Source organism: Vreelandella sp. DA03-1M, assembly GCF_055725665.1.
Genome location: NZ_JBTHGQ010000002.1, coordinates 122,178 through 137,604, shown reverse-complemented (window position 1 = coordinate 137,604; position 15,427 = coordinate 122,178). Strand labels below are relative to the sequence as shown.

14 protein-coding genes are annotated in these 15,427 nt (G+C 52.0%); 11 read left to right on the top strand and 3 right to left on the bottom strand.

Features of this window, described 5'->3' with window-relative positions:
• Window positions 1-3: 3 nt before the first annotated feature.
• Window positions 4-546: a hypothetical protein gene (locus ACXUPB_RS22720; RefSeq protein WP_008957427.1), complete on the bottom strand. Its 543-nt coding sequence runs from the start codon at window positions 544-546 to the stop codon at window positions 4-6.
• Here ACXUPB_RS22720 and ACXUPB_RS22715 point away from each other — a divergent pair.
• The 11 genes from ACXUPB_RS22715 (at window position 545) to ACXUPB_RS22665 (ending at window position 10,704) form a co-directional block, all read left to right on the top strand.
• The gene (locus tag ACXUPB_RS22715; RefSeq protein ID WP_008957426.1) at window positions 545-1,120 is read left to right on the top strand and encodes a helix-turn-helix domain-containing protein; all 576 of its coding nucleotides are present in this window, start codon (window positions 545-547) and stop codon (window positions 1,118-1,120) included. The genes ACXUPB_RS22720 and ACXUPB_RS22715 overlap by 2 nt on opposite strands.
• Window positions 1,098-1,799 carry a hypothetical protein gene (locus ACXUPB_RS22710; RefSeq protein WP_008957425.1) on the top strand — a complete coding sequence of 234 codons (702 nt, stop codon included), beginning with the start codon at window positions 1,098-1,100 and terminating at the stop codon, window positions 1,797-1,799. Before ACXUPB_RS22715 ends, ACXUPB_RS22710 begins: the two co-directional genes overlap by 23 nt.
• Entirely contained in the window at window positions 1,796-2,803 is a 1,008-nt protein-coding gene (locus tag ACXUPB_RS22705; RefSeq protein ID WP_101146673.1) for a TraU family protein, read from the top strand. The genes ACXUPB_RS22710 and ACXUPB_RS22705 overlap by 4 nt, the downstream gene beginning before the upstream one ends.
• Window positions 2,788-3,765: a type-F conjugative transfer system pilin assembly protein TrbC gene (locus tag ACXUPB_RS22700; protein ID WP_008957423.1), complete on the top strand. Its 978-nt coding sequence runs from the start codon at window positions 2,788-2,790 to the stop codon at window positions 3,763-3,765. The genes ACXUPB_RS22705 and ACXUPB_RS22700 overlap by 16 nt, the downstream gene beginning before the upstream one ends.
• A gap of 1 nt (window position 3,766) precedes the next feature.
• Window positions 3,767-5,134, top strand: a complete 1,368-nt coding sequence (locus ACXUPB_RS22695) for a hypothetical protein (RefSeq protein ID WP_101146674.1) — start codon at window positions 3,767-3,769, stop codon at window positions 5,132-5,134.
• A 135-nt stretch (window positions 5,135-5,269) separates the two neighbouring features.
• Entirely contained in the window at window positions 5,270-7,357 is a 2,088-nt protein-coding gene (locus ACXUPB_RS22690) for a conjugal transfer protein TraN (RefSeq protein WP_157826484.1), read from the top strand.
• Window positions 7,345-7,935 (top strand): hypothetical protein, encoded by a 591-nt coding sequence (locus tag ACXUPB_RS22685; RefSeq protein ID WP_101146465.1) that lies wholly within the window; start codon window positions 7,345-7,347, stop codon window positions 7,933-7,935. Before ACXUPB_RS22690 ends, ACXUPB_RS22685 begins: the two co-directional genes overlap by 13 nt.
• Window positions 7,935-8,348 (top strand): hypothetical protein, encoded by a 414-nt coding sequence (locus tag ACXUPB_RS22680; protein WP_101146466.1) that lies wholly within the window; start codon window positions 7,935-7,937, stop codon window positions 8,346-8,348. The genes ACXUPB_RS22685 and ACXUPB_RS22680 overlap by 1 nt, the downstream gene beginning before the upstream one ends.
• Entirely contained in the window at window positions 8,345-10,015 is a 1,671-nt protein-coding gene (locus ACXUPB_RS22675; protein WP_101146467.1) for a type IV secretory system conjugative DNA transfer family protein, read from the top strand. Before ACXUPB_RS22680 ends, ACXUPB_RS22675 begins: the two co-directional genes overlap by 4 nt.
• Window positions 10,016-10,024: 9 nt before the next feature.
• A complete protein-coding gene (locus ACXUPB_RS22670; protein WP_035561838.1) occupies window positions 10,025-10,276 on the top strand; it encodes a hypothetical protein in 252 nt (83 codons plus the stop codon).
• 83 nt (window positions 10,277-10,359) lie between these two features.
• Window positions 10,360-10,704, top strand: coding sequence for a hypothetical protein (locus ACXUPB_RS22665; RefSeq protein ID WP_035561835.1), 345 nt, complete (start codon window positions 10,360-10,362; stop codon window positions 10,702-10,704).
• 40 nt (window positions 10,705-10,744) lie between these two features.
• Here ACXUPB_RS22665 and ACXUPB_RS22660 read toward each other — a convergent pair whose 3' ends face one another.
• Together ACXUPB_RS22660 and ACXUPB_RS22655 are read right to left on the bottom strand one after the other, a co-directional pair.
• Window positions 10,745-13,879 carry a conjugal transfer protein TraG N-terminal domain-containing protein gene (locus ACXUPB_RS22660; protein WP_101146468.1) on the bottom strand — a complete coding sequence of 1,045 codons (3,135 nt, stop codon included), beginning with the start codon at window positions 13,877-13,879 and terminating at the stop codon, window positions 10,745-10,747.
• Entirely contained in the window at window positions 13,879-15,375 is a 1,497-nt protein-coding gene (locus ACXUPB_RS22655; protein WP_472956780.1) for a conjugal transfer protein TraH, read from the bottom strand. Before ACXUPB_RS22655 ends, ACXUPB_RS22660 begins: the two co-directional genes overlap by 1 nt.
• Between the last annotated feature and the right edge of the window lie 52 nt (window positions 15,376-15,427).

Below are 15,427 nucleotides of genomic sequence, written 5' to 3'. Positions count from 1 at the left end.
GCACTAGGTCTCGATATGCTGTGCTTTGATGATCTCACACATCTGTTCAACCAGGGGAACAACTCGTCTCCACTTGGTACGCAGAACACGGTGATTGCCTGTGGCCCAACTGCGCACAGAGGTAACAGCCTCGTCAGCAGCCACGGCTATCTGGCGTGGGGTCATCACTTCCATCCAGCGATCCACAGTAGCTTTGACCTCCTTGGAATCGACCCAAGCGCCGCCTTCAATAGCGACGTGCTCGGCCATGACCTCATCAAGGGCATCAAGCACCTTGTCATAGGCCACCTTCCTAGGGACCGCTCCCCCTGTCCAGGTGTGAATGGATGCCACAGAAATCGAACATTCGAGCTTACCGCTCAGGTGCTCTGCGACCTTGGCCAATGTCATGCCGTAATTGTCTCGCAGAGTAGCAATACGTCGAGCCAAGTCACTGTCGGTCTTGCTGCGCTCAACACGACCACGGGTTGTCGGAATGCTGACCTTAATTTCGCAGCCATGCCTCTCGAGCGTGTTGATCAGGTCGTTCAGGAGTGCGTTACGCATGGCTAACCTCTATGAATATTTGGCAAGTCACCCGCCTTCTGAAATGCAGCGACTTATTGGTTGGACGGCAGCCCGTTTGCATATCCCCAGACAATGGCAGGAGGACATGAAACAGGAAATATACGTAGCCTGGTTCTCTAAAGAATATGACCCTTCGTATTCCCATGACGCCATCATGAAATATGCTGGTGAGGCGGCATTTCTTGCGGTCAGCACATGGCGCCGCCATACCATCCTACCAGTGACCGTTCACAAAGCCGGTCAGGCTGATAGCGAACCCAGGGCTGAGCAGTTCGATCTGATGGCTGAACAGATTCCTGGTTTCACTGAAGAGTTCAACGACGAAATCGACATTGACCCTGAGGCTTTCGTTGAGACCACTTCGATGGCTTCAGTGCACCTCATCGACCTACCCAAACGCTCAGCTCGAACTGAGCTGTCTCATGAAAACCTGCTGGCCCTTCACTGCGAAGGCCTTTCGCCCGCTGAGATAGCAGCCGCAGCGAACATGACCGAGCGCAGCGTATACCGCAGATTGGAACGCCTTAAACATGGAAACCGTAGTACAGTATAGTAAAATTGCAGCGTTATCGGTAGCACTCTCAGGAGCTGCTTTATCCACTGTCACATTTGCCTCAGATCAGGACCTGGGTGTACTTGGCCCTACTTGGGAGATCGTAGAGCCAGACATGCGGCTTGCCATCGTAGCCGAGGCCCATGGTGTCGACTGGGACTCCGTTAATGAGCACCTAGCAGGGCAGGCTCAAAATCATACGAGAGACATCCCCGATTGGTTCGTCCCGATAGCCGAGCACACCGAAACTCACTTCGTAGATCCGTCCTATACGCTGGGTGAAGACATCGAAGCCTTGAAGCGGCAACCCGATGGTACATACCAATGGGGAGTCATCTATGAGGCCGGCACCAAGGTCAACCCCCTCGAGCACATACAGCCAGAGAATTGGCTCCTCGTTGTTGATCTACGAGCCGATGATCAGCGTGAGCTGGCCATGACCTTAAAGGCCCGACACCCAGCCAACCTAACAGTAATCGTCACAGCAGGAGATCCAGGCAGTTTGGCGTCGGATCTTGGCCAAGCTGTGTACTTCGCAGAGGAGTGGCATTTCGATCGGCTGGGCATTACCCACACCCCCTCTTTAGCCGGCGTTCGGGACAGTCAGCCTGACGTAATCGAAGTGACCCATTTCGCCTATCCCTACGATGTCACCACCTTGGAGGAACACCTGCCATGAAGAGGTTACTACTCTCTGTTCTGACTGTTGCAGCCCTCACAACGGGGAGCGCCTATAGTGCATCCCCGCTATCGAGCTCTGCCGCATGCCGGGGAGAGATTTTCAATCCCATCAACGACGCGAACTGGAACAACATGTTTCCGGTAACGGTAGCCGGAATTTCCATGGGCGGTGGGTCTAATCCTTCCCTTATGCACATGGACCCAATCTGTTTATGTCCAGGGCCCTATGGCATCGACATGCCAGGGATCGGCATGACGTTCTGGGAACCAACGTTCCTCGCTGAAGTGGCGCGAACACCCGGCTGTATGTCGACTCTCGGTGGCACGCAGGTACTAACCGGATACGACTCCCTGACTTCTAACCAAACGTATGGCTCGGGACGTGGAGATAGCAGCGTTACCAGGATGCAAATCCACTGGTATATCTACCCTCTGTTCAGTGTACTCAACATGATGAGTTCGCTGGGGTGTATGAACACCTCCGGGTTTAACCTTGCAGACCTCACTGAGGTCGACGCCACTTGGCAGGATGACACTTGGACATCTATCGCATTTCCAGAGTCAGCTCTCTTCGCCAATCCGGTTGGCGCTCTCTCGTGTATCCCTGACGCCGTAGCTTCTGCAGCGGGTCGCCCCCTAGACATGATGTTCTGGTGTCAGGGCTCGCAGGGCGTCGTCTATCCCCTTACTGGCTCAAGCACGACTCACAGCTCCCCCCAAGGTGGGAATCTCCACATCCTTGGCAAGTATATGCAGCGTAAGACGCGCATGGCGGGCCTGTTATCAACGACCGGCCCTTGGGCTGAATGCCAGTCCGTTTACCTGCCGAACATGATTCGCAGCCAATACCGGATTGATCCGGTGGCCCCAGTTGCCAGCAACCAAACTGCTGTTCTTGGAATGTCCGAGTTCCGCTGGGGGATGCTGCCTCCCGCCAACACCGCTGTTCGTACTGATTCCGCATTCTTGATCTGGGTAGGTAAGCAATGCTGCGCACTCTGACCGCTATTACTTTGACGCTATTCAACACATCGGCGTTAAGCCAACAAACACCCGTAGAGGCCGCTCAAGACGCTTTCTCTGCTCTTCAAGGGTCACAGGCGCCTAGCGACCTATTCGCTGGCCAGAGGAGCCCTGAGGCAATCCTGGAGGCGATGGGCGCGGGCACAAGCGGATCAACTGCAGGCCAAGCAGCCGGCACTGAGATGCTAGAAAACGTTCGGGCTCAAGGCCAGACAGGTGGAATCGCAGACCCTGAAATGGCCGCTGAATGGCAAGCATTGAGGGATTCGTTAGACCTTGGTGAACAGGATCGGCTGTATTTCTTCATCTCATTTTCAATGCCCGAAAGCTTGATTCGTAGCTATGCGCTTGATGCAGCCAGAGCAGGAGGCGAGCTGGTTCTGCGTGGAGTAGAGCCAGGTATGACGCTCCGTGACTTCACCATGGAGCGCTTGCTGAAGGTACTACGTCCTGGAGGCATGACAGCACCGATCCAGATCGACCCGCGACTGTTCGATACTTACGAGATCGAAACCGTGCCCACGATTGTCCTTGCCAAGGAAGATCCCATGGGCGTGTGTCAGACCGCCAAGCGCCAAATCGGTGAAATCGATGGCCAGCAGCTTGAGTACCATGGCTGCCCAAAGGGCAACCCAGACGATTACTGGAAGGCAGAAGGGTCAGTAACTGCCCTATATGCCTTAGAGCAATTCAACAAAGGCGGTGCCAGCAATGCCGAGGTTTATATCAACGCGCTCAAGGGCGAGGGTGCCGAAAGCGCTCCTGAGCAGAGCGGCATTGCGGGAGCACAGTGGGAATCGCTGAGCGACGAGCTAGCTGAGCGCAACGCACAACGGCTCCGCGACCGGTATCAAGGCACCGACCGTGAAGTTTACGACACGCCAATGGGGCCGGCTGTTGGTCCCGCGGGACAGAATATTGATCATCTCTGGGAGGAGTGACATGCCAAAGGGCTCTTGCTTAAAATTGTTTGCCATGGGGGCTGCTTTCGCAGCTTTTATGCCCTTGAGCGAGGTGGCTATAGCCACCCCTAACCAAGCGGGTATGAACGCTGGAGGGGCCTGGGCTCGAGACTTCAACCCAAGCAACGCCTTCCGTTCTGCTACATCGAGCCTGGGGCTTGAGGATACGAAAACCTCAGGTGAGCTTGGAGGGGAGGTGGGGCTACAAGTTAAACAGAAACAGCAGCGAAACTTCAGATGTCGCGACGGGGCTCGGCTCACTGCAGGGGGCATCCGAGTCTTTATCGAAGAGTGTGAACAAAGCGACAGTGGTGAGCTTGATCGAATCAGTGTATCGGTATGTGACGCCCTAACTCAGGGGATACGGTGTAGCGAGGATCGCTATACCGTCACAAGAGAAATCCCACTCGGGGGAGAGGCGGCCTTCAGCGGAGGCAACCTGTACGGGGCATACCGAGTCGAGGCCGAATGCTCCTCATCATCCTGCACCATGACCATGCACCAACTTCACGGGGACGCATGGGGCGGCAATGATATGCGTCAACAAGGGAATGATAGAGTCAATCAAGATCCCAATCACCCGTCAAATACAATTAGTGATGTTCGCGACAACCCTACTTTTGAACGTGGCAGCAACTTTGCTGATGATCGTTCAAAGTGTCTCGGCAATCAAATAAACCAACTTTTCAGTGAAGGTGATATTCCAGTTTCATGTGACCCCAACGACCCAAGGACAATTGATTTTCTTGACATCAATGCTGGTGGAGAATGTAAGCCGGATAAAATCACAACCGATTCCTGCGTGGTCGATATACCAACAAGACTCGTTACTTGTGAGCCTGAATCTCGGGAGTGTGAGGTAAGAAGAGACTCCGAAGAGTTTAGCTGCGCTAGAAAACTTGAGGTGACGGGAATAAAAATACCGACATGTGATAATGGCGATCACCTTTTAACTATAACAAGCGACCCCTGCCCTAGCTGCGTCGATTACCTCAGATATAACTTTTATTGCCAAGACCAAGGCTACCGAGTTGTCTATGACACGGTAAAGAAGTCAGATGGTTCACGTCATACAGGCCCTCACTCAAATGTCGTCAGTGGCGGCTTGAACACTACTGTACCTAAAACAACTGTTATAGAGGATTTCAGCGGCAGTAAATGCTTTCGAGTAGCTTACGAGCAGAACTGTAATGGCACTACCTGCAATGTCACAGCTTACTTTGAAAACCCTTGCAAGAACATAAGCTATGCAGGTTCAAATAGCTTCCCTATACCAATGAGAATCGAATTCACAGATAGAGTGATCGATGAATGTACTGGTTTAGAAAGCAGACGGCCTGAGTTATAAACTATGAAATATATTCATTTAGTAGCTTTATTAATCTACCTAATAATACCCCAGGTTACCTTTGGGGCTTTAAGCGACTACCAAGAGTGCTACAAGGTCGGAGAGACATGTATTGATTCTGCCCCCAGAACGATAATGGGTAAAACAGTCAGACGAGAGTGCTGGGAATATGCCGTTACTTATAGATGTTACGGCGATCCATATAGCCACACTTGCAATCTCGAAGCACTACAGAACGATGATGACTGGGAGTTGGTAAACACGTTTGGAGAAACATATCCAGCGACCTATTCGCAATATTCACGCATTCTTCCTGACAGTTGGATCGAAGAATGGCAAAAGAGCGAGTCTACATGTAGTGCCGACACTTCGTATGGCTGTGGCCCAGATATAAGCAGGACAGATATAAAAGATGCTTCTGGAAATATTGTCGGCCAGAAAGTAACTAAGCGCTGTTACATCGGCGAGACACCACGTTGCAATAACGACCCGAACTGCAACATAACGAGCTACGACTGCACCAGAAAGCAAGACGGTTTATGCGTTCGGCAGGAACAGACATATACATGTCGCGAAGATGGGAAATGCGATCCTAGTTCCTACGAAATTATGCCTGAAGTTAGCGATGATGAAGGCGCCTTCTCAGACGCTATTGCAGCGGCAGGTGTCATGGACATGATCGCTGCCGAGGGTGGGTTAGATGAAAACATGCGGATCTTTTCTGGCATGGAGCGCGAGTGCAAAGCGATTACAAGCGATTTCCGCCGCATGATGGAATTTAACGCAACCGTATCAACCGTTTTGGCAACGTATTTTGGCGGACCGCTTGGAGCTGTCTTGGCTGGCACTGCTTCGGCAGACATCCTAAATGCTATTGAGCACATGCAATGCTGTCAGGAAGACCCAGAAGATGTCGTTTTGACCAGCTCATTTATCTCTATGGCTACAGGAATCGGTGCTGACTACTGTGACCTCGAAGATGTAGAGCTTGCTGCTGCTCGCATGGCGAAACGAGCCGTCCAAGTTACACCCGGCTTTGTTCCCACCAATAATACGCTATGCACGTTCGCAAATTATATTTACAACGCGCCTGCGAAAGGTGACATGTCCTACGCGAAGCAAATATGCGCACATTGGACAAGGCCATGGTCGATTGCGAACACCCAAACTCAGGTGGATAGATACCAACGCTGGTGCGAGTTTGACTCGATGCTTGCCAGAATAATTCAAGAACAGGGTCGAGAACAGCTTGCCGAGTTGGCTTCGCAAAACGCAGGTGGAGCTGTTACCAAGCGCATTGAGTTTCCTTTTTACAATTCTGCCGGAGGATGGTCGAACGAGCTAAATGCCAACGGCAATCGAGTGCGGTTCTGGCAGTGGAAAGAGGAATGCTCTACCGATGAAGGCTTTACCAATTCGATGTTATCTGGATACGACTGCCCTTCAAGCCCAGACATTTATGCAGCGGTCTGCTCTGAATCGTCATGCGGGGCACCGCCTGATCACCCTGTTTATGGCTTTAGCCCAGGCTGGGAAACCCATCGCTTAGCAGCAGAGGATCATCACACCCGTGCGATCAACCGATATTCGGTTGTAGAAGGTGGGTGTTTTGAAGATGGCAGCTGTGAATACAAAGTTCACGCTTGGAAAGCTGGCGCTGGTGGTCAGATGCGCATTCCCTTAGATATGAAGTGGCCAATCAATTTTCCTAATGATGGCTGGGGCGAGTTTTCTTGGGCGCATAACAATGTTCACTTCGAGGCATATACAAACCCTCTAGGTTCAGAATCCCCTTCCAGAGGGCTGCGCATGTGTATCGGTTCATCATATGAATGCTATGACAATGCGGCGTGGAATGAAGTCAACATCCAGAATGACATTACTAATTTGAATAACTATGTCAGCAACAGTCCACCAGTGACTCTCACTGGTGGATGTTCCGTTGAGGAATGTGAGTTTAGAGCTTCAATTGAAGTCAATCTTACAGCTAAGCCTTGGTACACCTACTCAGAAAAGAAATACGAGCCGTGCATGCTAAAGGTTTTGGGTAGCTGTGTGACAAAGGCCTCCACAACTTACGATCGTCAGTACAAGCCAGACTGCACCGGGTTCACTATTGACGAGTTCCTTGCACTTGATCTCGGCGATATGGATTTCTCGGAGTACGTGGAAACGTTGTCGGAAAAAGCACAATCGGAGTTCAACCAGACATGGGCAAGATAGCTTTAATTCAAGCTACTTGTGTGGTGATGGTATTGGCATCTACTGGCTCCTTCGGGAGCCCAGTAGACCGAATCACTGCCCAAGCTGAAGCGCTGGCATCAGGTGCAGCCGGTTCAGAGGAAGTGGTGCAGAACGCGGGGCAGAGGCCTTTCATGTTCACGCCCAATAATGGGTATGTAGGCCTAGAAACCCAGCTAGATGTATCGCTCACATATACGTCCTTTGAGAACGGTGGACAGAACGTTAGAAGAGTTGAAAAAGCAGTTGTCGACTGGGGTGACGGCTCAAGTCCGACCACAGTGACCCCTGGCACACCCGCCTACCATACGTATGGCCACCGCAATAAGGAGGGTGCCATTACACCTCATGGAAGTATTGTCTATACCGGCAGGATTACGTTCGTGACTACTTCAGGCAATGCATATACCGAGCAGTTTCAATATAGCATGTGGCATTCCTTTCTTGACTCGCTTGTTCCCGGAGGAAGATCGCTACCCAACAACATGCTACCGAGCGTTAGTGGGGCTGGTGGCAGGGATCGTTTGCCTAGTGGCTTCTTTGATAGGAACAACAAATAATGCAAACTCTTTTCAAGGCTGCGTTGATCATGGTGGCAACAACCATGCCTTTTTTTGCCAATGCTCAGGAAGGCGCCAATGAACCCGCGCATCAGCTTTACGGCGGTCATGATGCTGGCGCGCTACTTAGCAAGTCGATTATGGTGACCAGCCAGCTAGATTGGCTCAATGCCTGGTCGCAGAACCTTGGAGGCAATCCACCAGAAGATTTGCCCCAAGGCTATATCGGAGTTCTAGTCTTCGCGTCCTACCCAGGACACCTCATAAGCCTTCATCCTCTGGACGACAGCTCATCTTTGACGATTCGCTGCCATCAGGCACCGCTGCCCGACAGCCGTAGCTACATCGCCCCCGCTGCATGGGCAGCCGGGATGTTCCGTGCTGATAGCGTGACGCTGGAGGATTGCCCATGATAGCCGGCAGAATGGATGCGCTGGCACTTACCGCCATTGCAGCCGGCGTTGCGGCCGCTACACCTTGGGCTGTCGGCACCTTCCCAGCATGGCCTGCTGGCGTCCTGGGTTCGCTGGGCATGGCGCAGCTCACATGGAGCCAGGCTATGGCCAAGCTGCGCCAGTACGACGAGGATTCCCGAGAGGGCTTCGTGCTGCCTTCAGACGAGCCAGTAGATGATAAGGGGCCTTCCTTACATATCGGCCTGACCACCGACAAAAATACTCGAATCAACATGCCCGACATCCTCGGGCAGCGACACACTGCGATCGTGGGTCAGTCTGGTGTGGGTAAGACTACTCTTGGTGAATATATCCTCTGGCAGCAAACTGCGCGTGGGCGCGGATGGCTATTCATTGACGCCAAAATTGATCGGGACACTCGGGATCACCTAGCGTACATGGCCAAGGTGACAGGCCGCGAAGATGAACTCTACATTATCGACGTGTCAGACCCCGATAACGCCAATACCTACAACCCTGTTCTCCACGGCGATCCTGATGAGGTGGCATCGCGGCTGATGAACCTCATTCCTTCTGCGGAGAACAATCCAGGCGCCGATCACTACAGGCAATCCGCCAATCATGCACTCACTGTCATCATTGCCGCTCTGCAAGCCTCCGGTCAGTTATATCACTTCGGCGATCTATCAATTCTATTGCAGTCCGATAGAGCCCTTGAAAACTTGGAGAGAATGACTCCTCAAGGGCCTGAGAAGAGGGCGCTATCGATCTTCCTCGATCAGTTCCGTACCCGTACCAAGGAAGGGACAAAAATCGACCTCAACCGCATGAAGCAAACGCTGGGCGGGATGGCAGGCCGGATTGCACTGTTCGCCCAGGGTAAGTTTGGAAAGGTCTTCAACGTTTATGCCCCGGAAATCGTGCTTACCGAGATTATTCGTAAGGGCCACATGCTTTATGTCTCGCTTCCGACGATGGGAAAGGACACCGCAGCCCTCAACCTAGGGAAAATGATCGTCTCGGACATTCGCTCTGCTGTTGCCTACATTCAAGATTTACCCAAGGGCGAAAGGCCAGAGCATTTCATCGCACTTCTGGATGAAATGGGTGCTTACGTAATGGAAGGGGTAGGGCGTCTCTTCGAGCAGGCGCGATCGGCCAATATCGCACTGATTCCAGCCTTCCAGTCCTTCAGCCAGCTTAATCGAGTCTCGCCAGACTTTGCAGACATCGTGATACAGAACACATGGAACAAAATATTCTTCAAGTTCGGTGCGAAAGACAGCCCTGAAGAGGCCGCAGAAATACTAGGTAAAACCAAGCGTTTTCAACGTACTGTCTCAGTCTCGGCTAACCAGGGAGAGAGTGCGCAGTATTTGAGAACCACCCCACAATCCAGCATGTCCGATGGCGGCGGCATGGGTGAAAGCTGGCGCGAAGTTGAGGAGTTCAGGGTAACACCGGATCAATTGAGAGCCATGGATATGGGGCAAGCGGTCATGATGATGGGCGCTCGCATGTATCATTTGAGAACGCCAATGATCAACTACCCCAAACACATTCCTTCATTTAAGGTAATAAAACGCAAGATGAAGATGCCTGCCGACAAACAGGCGCTTAACTTCGAGGAACGACTAAACGAGTTTCTTACAGCAACTGTTTAGGTGGTAGTTATGATTACAGTGTTATTTTGGGCAACAATCGCCATCTTCGCTATGTTGCTCTTAGGAATTCTTCCGGGAGTAAAGGAAGTCTTTAGACCGCTCATGGATATTTTATCCAAGGGAACCATAGAGGTATTGAAATTCGCCGGGGGATATATTCTTTGGCTTGCCAAGACGATAATTCATGCCCATATCGACCTTGTTACCCACTTATGTCATAAGCGCTCATACTTTGACCCAGCAGAAAAGATGAGAAAATAGCCGCTTCTTATTGTAATTTGAAATCGTCGTATGGTATTATTAGATAACATCAAGGTGATTGCGTCGATCGTTCGGAGGTCGAAATGGCTAACAAGAATCGCAAAGCTCGCCGCCAACGTGCGATCGCAGCACGGCAACATGCCGCTCAGCCATCCCAGGGCTCTTTCGTCGCAAATGAGCTGCACCAACTGATCGGTGCTAATGAAGAAGATGTAGTCAGGGCTTTTAAGTGGAGAGCCAGGCAGAACGTTATCTTTATCTATGCGGTTAATGCAGTGATATTTGCGTTTCTACTATTCTTCACCGCGTACACTTCAAACAGTGGGCTGAGCAAATTTGTCCCGTTTATCTGGGCGGGTTTCATCGCTTTGTTCCTAGCACAACAAGCTATGCTGAAACGCTACAAGCAGCTCATCCGAAACACATAACCCCCCTGCCTTGGCAGGGGCTTTGCCTATATGGCTCCTCTTATCGAGACAGCATAAATTCCCGAGGATCAATTTCCTCGCCTTGGGCAGGGGAAGGGATCGATTCATTGCTTGATGAATCTGATGAAGACCCCCCTGAACGGACCTGTATCCTTGTTATCGTTGCTTCAGTTGCGTTCAAGGTGGGTCCATTTCTGGCCTGGGAGTCAATCTGAGACTGACTAGGCGGGGCTTCGACATCAACCGGCTCAAAAGTGCCATCGCCACCATATTGGTAATATGCATGCCCGTCTTCTCGCTCGACTGCATAGATTGCTTGCCCATGACCACTCTCATCTTGGGTGTAAAGCGCGGGTACGAACATATCATTGCCGACTTGAATATTCGTTCTATCGCCACCCGTGATCATGGCGTCAGCGTTGCTGGCATCAGCTGCCGCTAGATCCCTGCGATCAGCAACAGTAAAGCTCTCACCTGTGTCTATAACATGGTAACTATCAGGACGAACAACAGGAGCCTGGGCATTGGCTTGTATATCATTCAATTGCGTAGGCGAATCAGCAGATAGCCCGCTGACACCAATAGCACCAATAGGCGATGTAGTGGCGTCTGCATGACTTGCCCTTTCATTAACATCGGCGGTGTTGGCCCCTACTGTCCCCATGACAAGGGCCCCTCGGCCGGAAATGTCTTTTACATCTTCACTCATTTGTCCTTCTACTTTACTCCGGACAACATCAAAATCACTTTGTATGCCAGCTACAGCGTGAGGATTTGCAGCTGTAGGAAGCGAGCCTGAACGGCTAGTTGTGTATTCCTCACTTGCTCGTTGCTGAACCTGCACGGCCTCTTGGTAATCATTTGAAGCCGCGTAGAGCATTGATGCTCGGTCTTCACCGGCACGGCTTTCAAGAACCTGACGTGATTCCCCTTCGGTAAACTTCTGGGAGTAACGACTACCATCTTGTCCTGTAACACTTAGCGTGCCGTCTTCACCAAAAACGAGCTTTCCAGTATCTGCCTGCGCAACACTGGTGGTTTCTTCGCGCGCATCTTGATCCGACTGGGACCTACGCACTCCGGCCTCAACAGCCGCCGAGCCTCGGTAATAACCACTTATGCCACTGCTAAGGCTAAGCCCAAGCTCGCCTTTAACACCTGCTTCAGCTGCCACCTTACCTGCTGCGTGCATGGTCATATCGTTTATTTCGCGCTCAGAAAGACCTGTTTGATCCATCACTTGACGGGTTGCACCCAATTCACTCATATACCTCTGACCTTGGGTGTCTTGACTCATTCGAGACCAATCAATCGAACCGTCTTGCATATAGCCATTGTCTTGGGCGTATTGAGTAGCACCTCGAAGGGAATCGGTCATCATACTTTGAGACTGCTGTGAGAACGACTCCTTGGCTTCTTGAGTGCGCTGTGTAGCCTCTGAGTATGATTGCGAAGCCGAATAGTTCGCTCTAAAGTCAGCTGGGCGTAAGCCCACGTTCATATCTTGGCCGCTCATACTGGTCACAGTAGAAGCTCCAACCCCTACATGGTGGGCCGATACTTCTTCCCCAGAGCTATAACGGTGAGAGGTTTGGTGAGCATTCATGTTCGCGTTGTTCATACTTACCTGGCCAGCCGAAGCTGCACCTGTAGACATGTTGTTCGCGGCTGTCGCCGCTTGTTGGCTACCAGATGCCCTGTCCAAGACAGAGGTGAAGGCGTAACCGCTGCCAGATACTAGCCCCCACATGATGGCGGGAACTAAGGTGGACATAAAACCTGATGCCATCACCATCTTGTCCGACATCTCGCTGACTGCGCTCATATTGGCCATGGTGAGACCATCAGCGAGGTATCCCGCTGTCTGCCCCTGGAAATAGAGCATCATGATGTAGTTCACGATAGCGAGCCCTGGCCACCATAAAATGAGCCAGGTCATCACCTGGGCATACGAGGTGCCCATCTTCTTGCCTAAGCCGGGGACCAACACCGCAGCAAACACAATCGGCGCCAGCCCAATCACGAATGCCTGAAGGATCGCGAAGAAATAGCCCGCCATATCCCGGAAGAGAATAGCTGTGCTATACCATCCAGATTGCTGGGCACGTCGAGCCTGTTCCATATTCAAGGCTGAGATCAGCTCGTTGGAGCCTGTGGCCATTGCTGCGTATTCATAGGTGCCTGAGTACATTTCTGCGATTGCGGCTTGTGTGGCAAGCCCTGTGGCGTCCTGAACGGCACTTCCCCCTGAGGCCCAGCGAAACGAATCATCCAGAGCGGCTTGTGCCAGCGCTGTTGAACCTGCTGCCTGCTGAAGCCAGAACGGGGAAGCTTCCCTCATGCCGTTCAATAGCGCGGGAGCTGCAGTCTGCAAACGGTTGTCAATGCTCGCGTAGGCCTCATCGCAAGCCTGCATGCCACCATTTGGATCGGTCGAGTCATAAACGACGGTATAAACTGCCCGGTTCAGGTTATTGCCTAAAACCCCCCATGCATTTTGTGAGGTAATTAGCGTCACCGGGGATATTTTGCCGCTAAAAATATTCGGCAACGCACAGTCATTCATGAAACTTTGAATGCTTGATCGCAGGTACGGATCAGTCAGGCGAATCTTCTTCATGTCATTCAGCATGCTTGCCGCCATGCCAATGGGAGCCCCCTCTGAAATACGTAGATTTTCGAAGTTTGGCGTCGTGAAGTTAGTTTCAATGCCGTTTGTAGCCCACATCCCTATCTCTGAGATGACAACAGCAGGAAGACCGATGGCTGCCGGAACGCCTTCAATTCGTTGAATGAATTGGGGCGACCCAACGCCATCCCACACCATGTCTTCAATAAGAATATCGACCTTCAAAGAGAACAGCATGTAGACAGTAAGAATCATGCCGGCAAAATACATGGCCACCTTTTGCAGACTTCCACCCAGGATTCCCGTAAAGCACATCGCAAGGAAGCCGGCCATCGCCAAGAATAGCGCCAAGTTCCTGAACCCAGGGTTTGAGTCAGGGTCAGTCAGGCGTTTAATCGCCTCCAGTATTTGCGCCAGCGCATAACCATTGCCATAGCCATAAAATGTCCAAGTGTCACCACTTGCAGGCGTCATGGTCTCTGCGATTGCTAACCCCGGAACAGCGACCAATCCAATAGCTATAAGGGCAGGAACAAGCCATTTCATCAGTCCATCTCCCGAACCATATCACGAGCGAAATCCATGCCGGATAGACCCATGGCATGAAGATTTCGCAACGTGGCGCGGTTGATCTTGTCAACCTGGCTCATTATGTTTTCCTGAGTCTCAGCCATAAGGTTAATTTGCTGAGCCTTCTGGGAGGTCACGACAACTAGCTCATTCTGGGCCTCGCGGAATTCGCGCAAGATCTCACCCGGCACGGATGATGTCATCGATGTCTTAGCCGTTGCCTGGACGGCATAGCGAATGTACTCAATGGAGATCATGTAAGACAGAATGGTCGAGTTACCAACTACTAGGTCGTAGGCAAGGTCCGGGTAGGTCGCTGCAACATTAACTGCTTGATAGAGCGGGAAGGGCGCTGCAGCAATAATGGCCTTTTGAGAAGCGGTCAGCGGGGTGCCACTGGCAACGTTCTTAACCGCACCTTCCAATTCCATAATCACCGTGGTCAAAAAGCCGTGGCCAAGTGATATATCCTCAACCTTTGCTTTGTTCGGGTTCCAACAGTCTCTCAGATCACTGTTGCTACAAGTATAAATCTCGGTGGCCTGGCCTGAGGCGCCTGACCATACCTTGTCCTCGCAAAAGCTGTTCACGAAGTCAGCGTATTCAATGACGGTCGGCGAGGCTTTATCACTTCCGCACAGGAATATGTCCAGCATCGCATCGGCAGTTTCGATGGTTGGCGCAAAGGTGTTCGAGTCGCCACTACCCCCTTTGTTGCGAACCTCAGTACCAATCCAACTCATCAATAGCTCGGCAAATATCTTGTTCTCTGCCCCCATGTTGTTGCTGCCATCTCGCCCAGGGGCAATACCTGCTTCTTGAAGGCCTAGCCATGTGCGGTTGCCATCAAGCTCTAAGGCCAGTGCGCGATCCCCGGGATTGTTGCTGAGGTGGTCTCGCACTTCGCGGCCCGAATCCGATTTGCTATCACAAGTGTCCTGCTGGGCTGCCAGCCAGTCACTTTCCACGCCCTCAAACATCCCTACCGAACTACACCAGAGATTGCCTAATTCGCCGGAGTAGTCAGGGAACCCCTCAACCAGTGCGGTAGCAGCCTCACAGCTGTCCTGGGATAGTTTCGCCGCCGCCTGTGCCATGCGTTGTGCGAACTCAAGCACATCCCCACAAATAGGGCAGAGCTGTTTGAGCGCGAGCTGGAAGGAGAGGGCTACAACCCCTTGGGCGATTTGCTCCAACATCTGCTGGATCTGTTCACTGTCGATATAGGAGAAGCCACCAAAATGCGCGTCGATGCCATTGCAGCCTACGTCTAGCCGCGGCGGGTCCATGTTGACTAGCGAGTAGCGGTTCTGAGAAAACCGCATGGTCAACCCCCCGGCCGTGTATCCATGCCGTGTCCTGGTCTCAAACGACGCTGCGCTGTTTGAGCTACTGAAGCCGCCTCCGGCACTGGATAGCCGGTCAAACGCATTTTCGAGTGCGTTGGCTTCAGCCAGGCTTGTGGTGGCCATTATCGACATTCCGCTGATCACGGCTGTTGCCAACATGGTTACAAATTTGTTT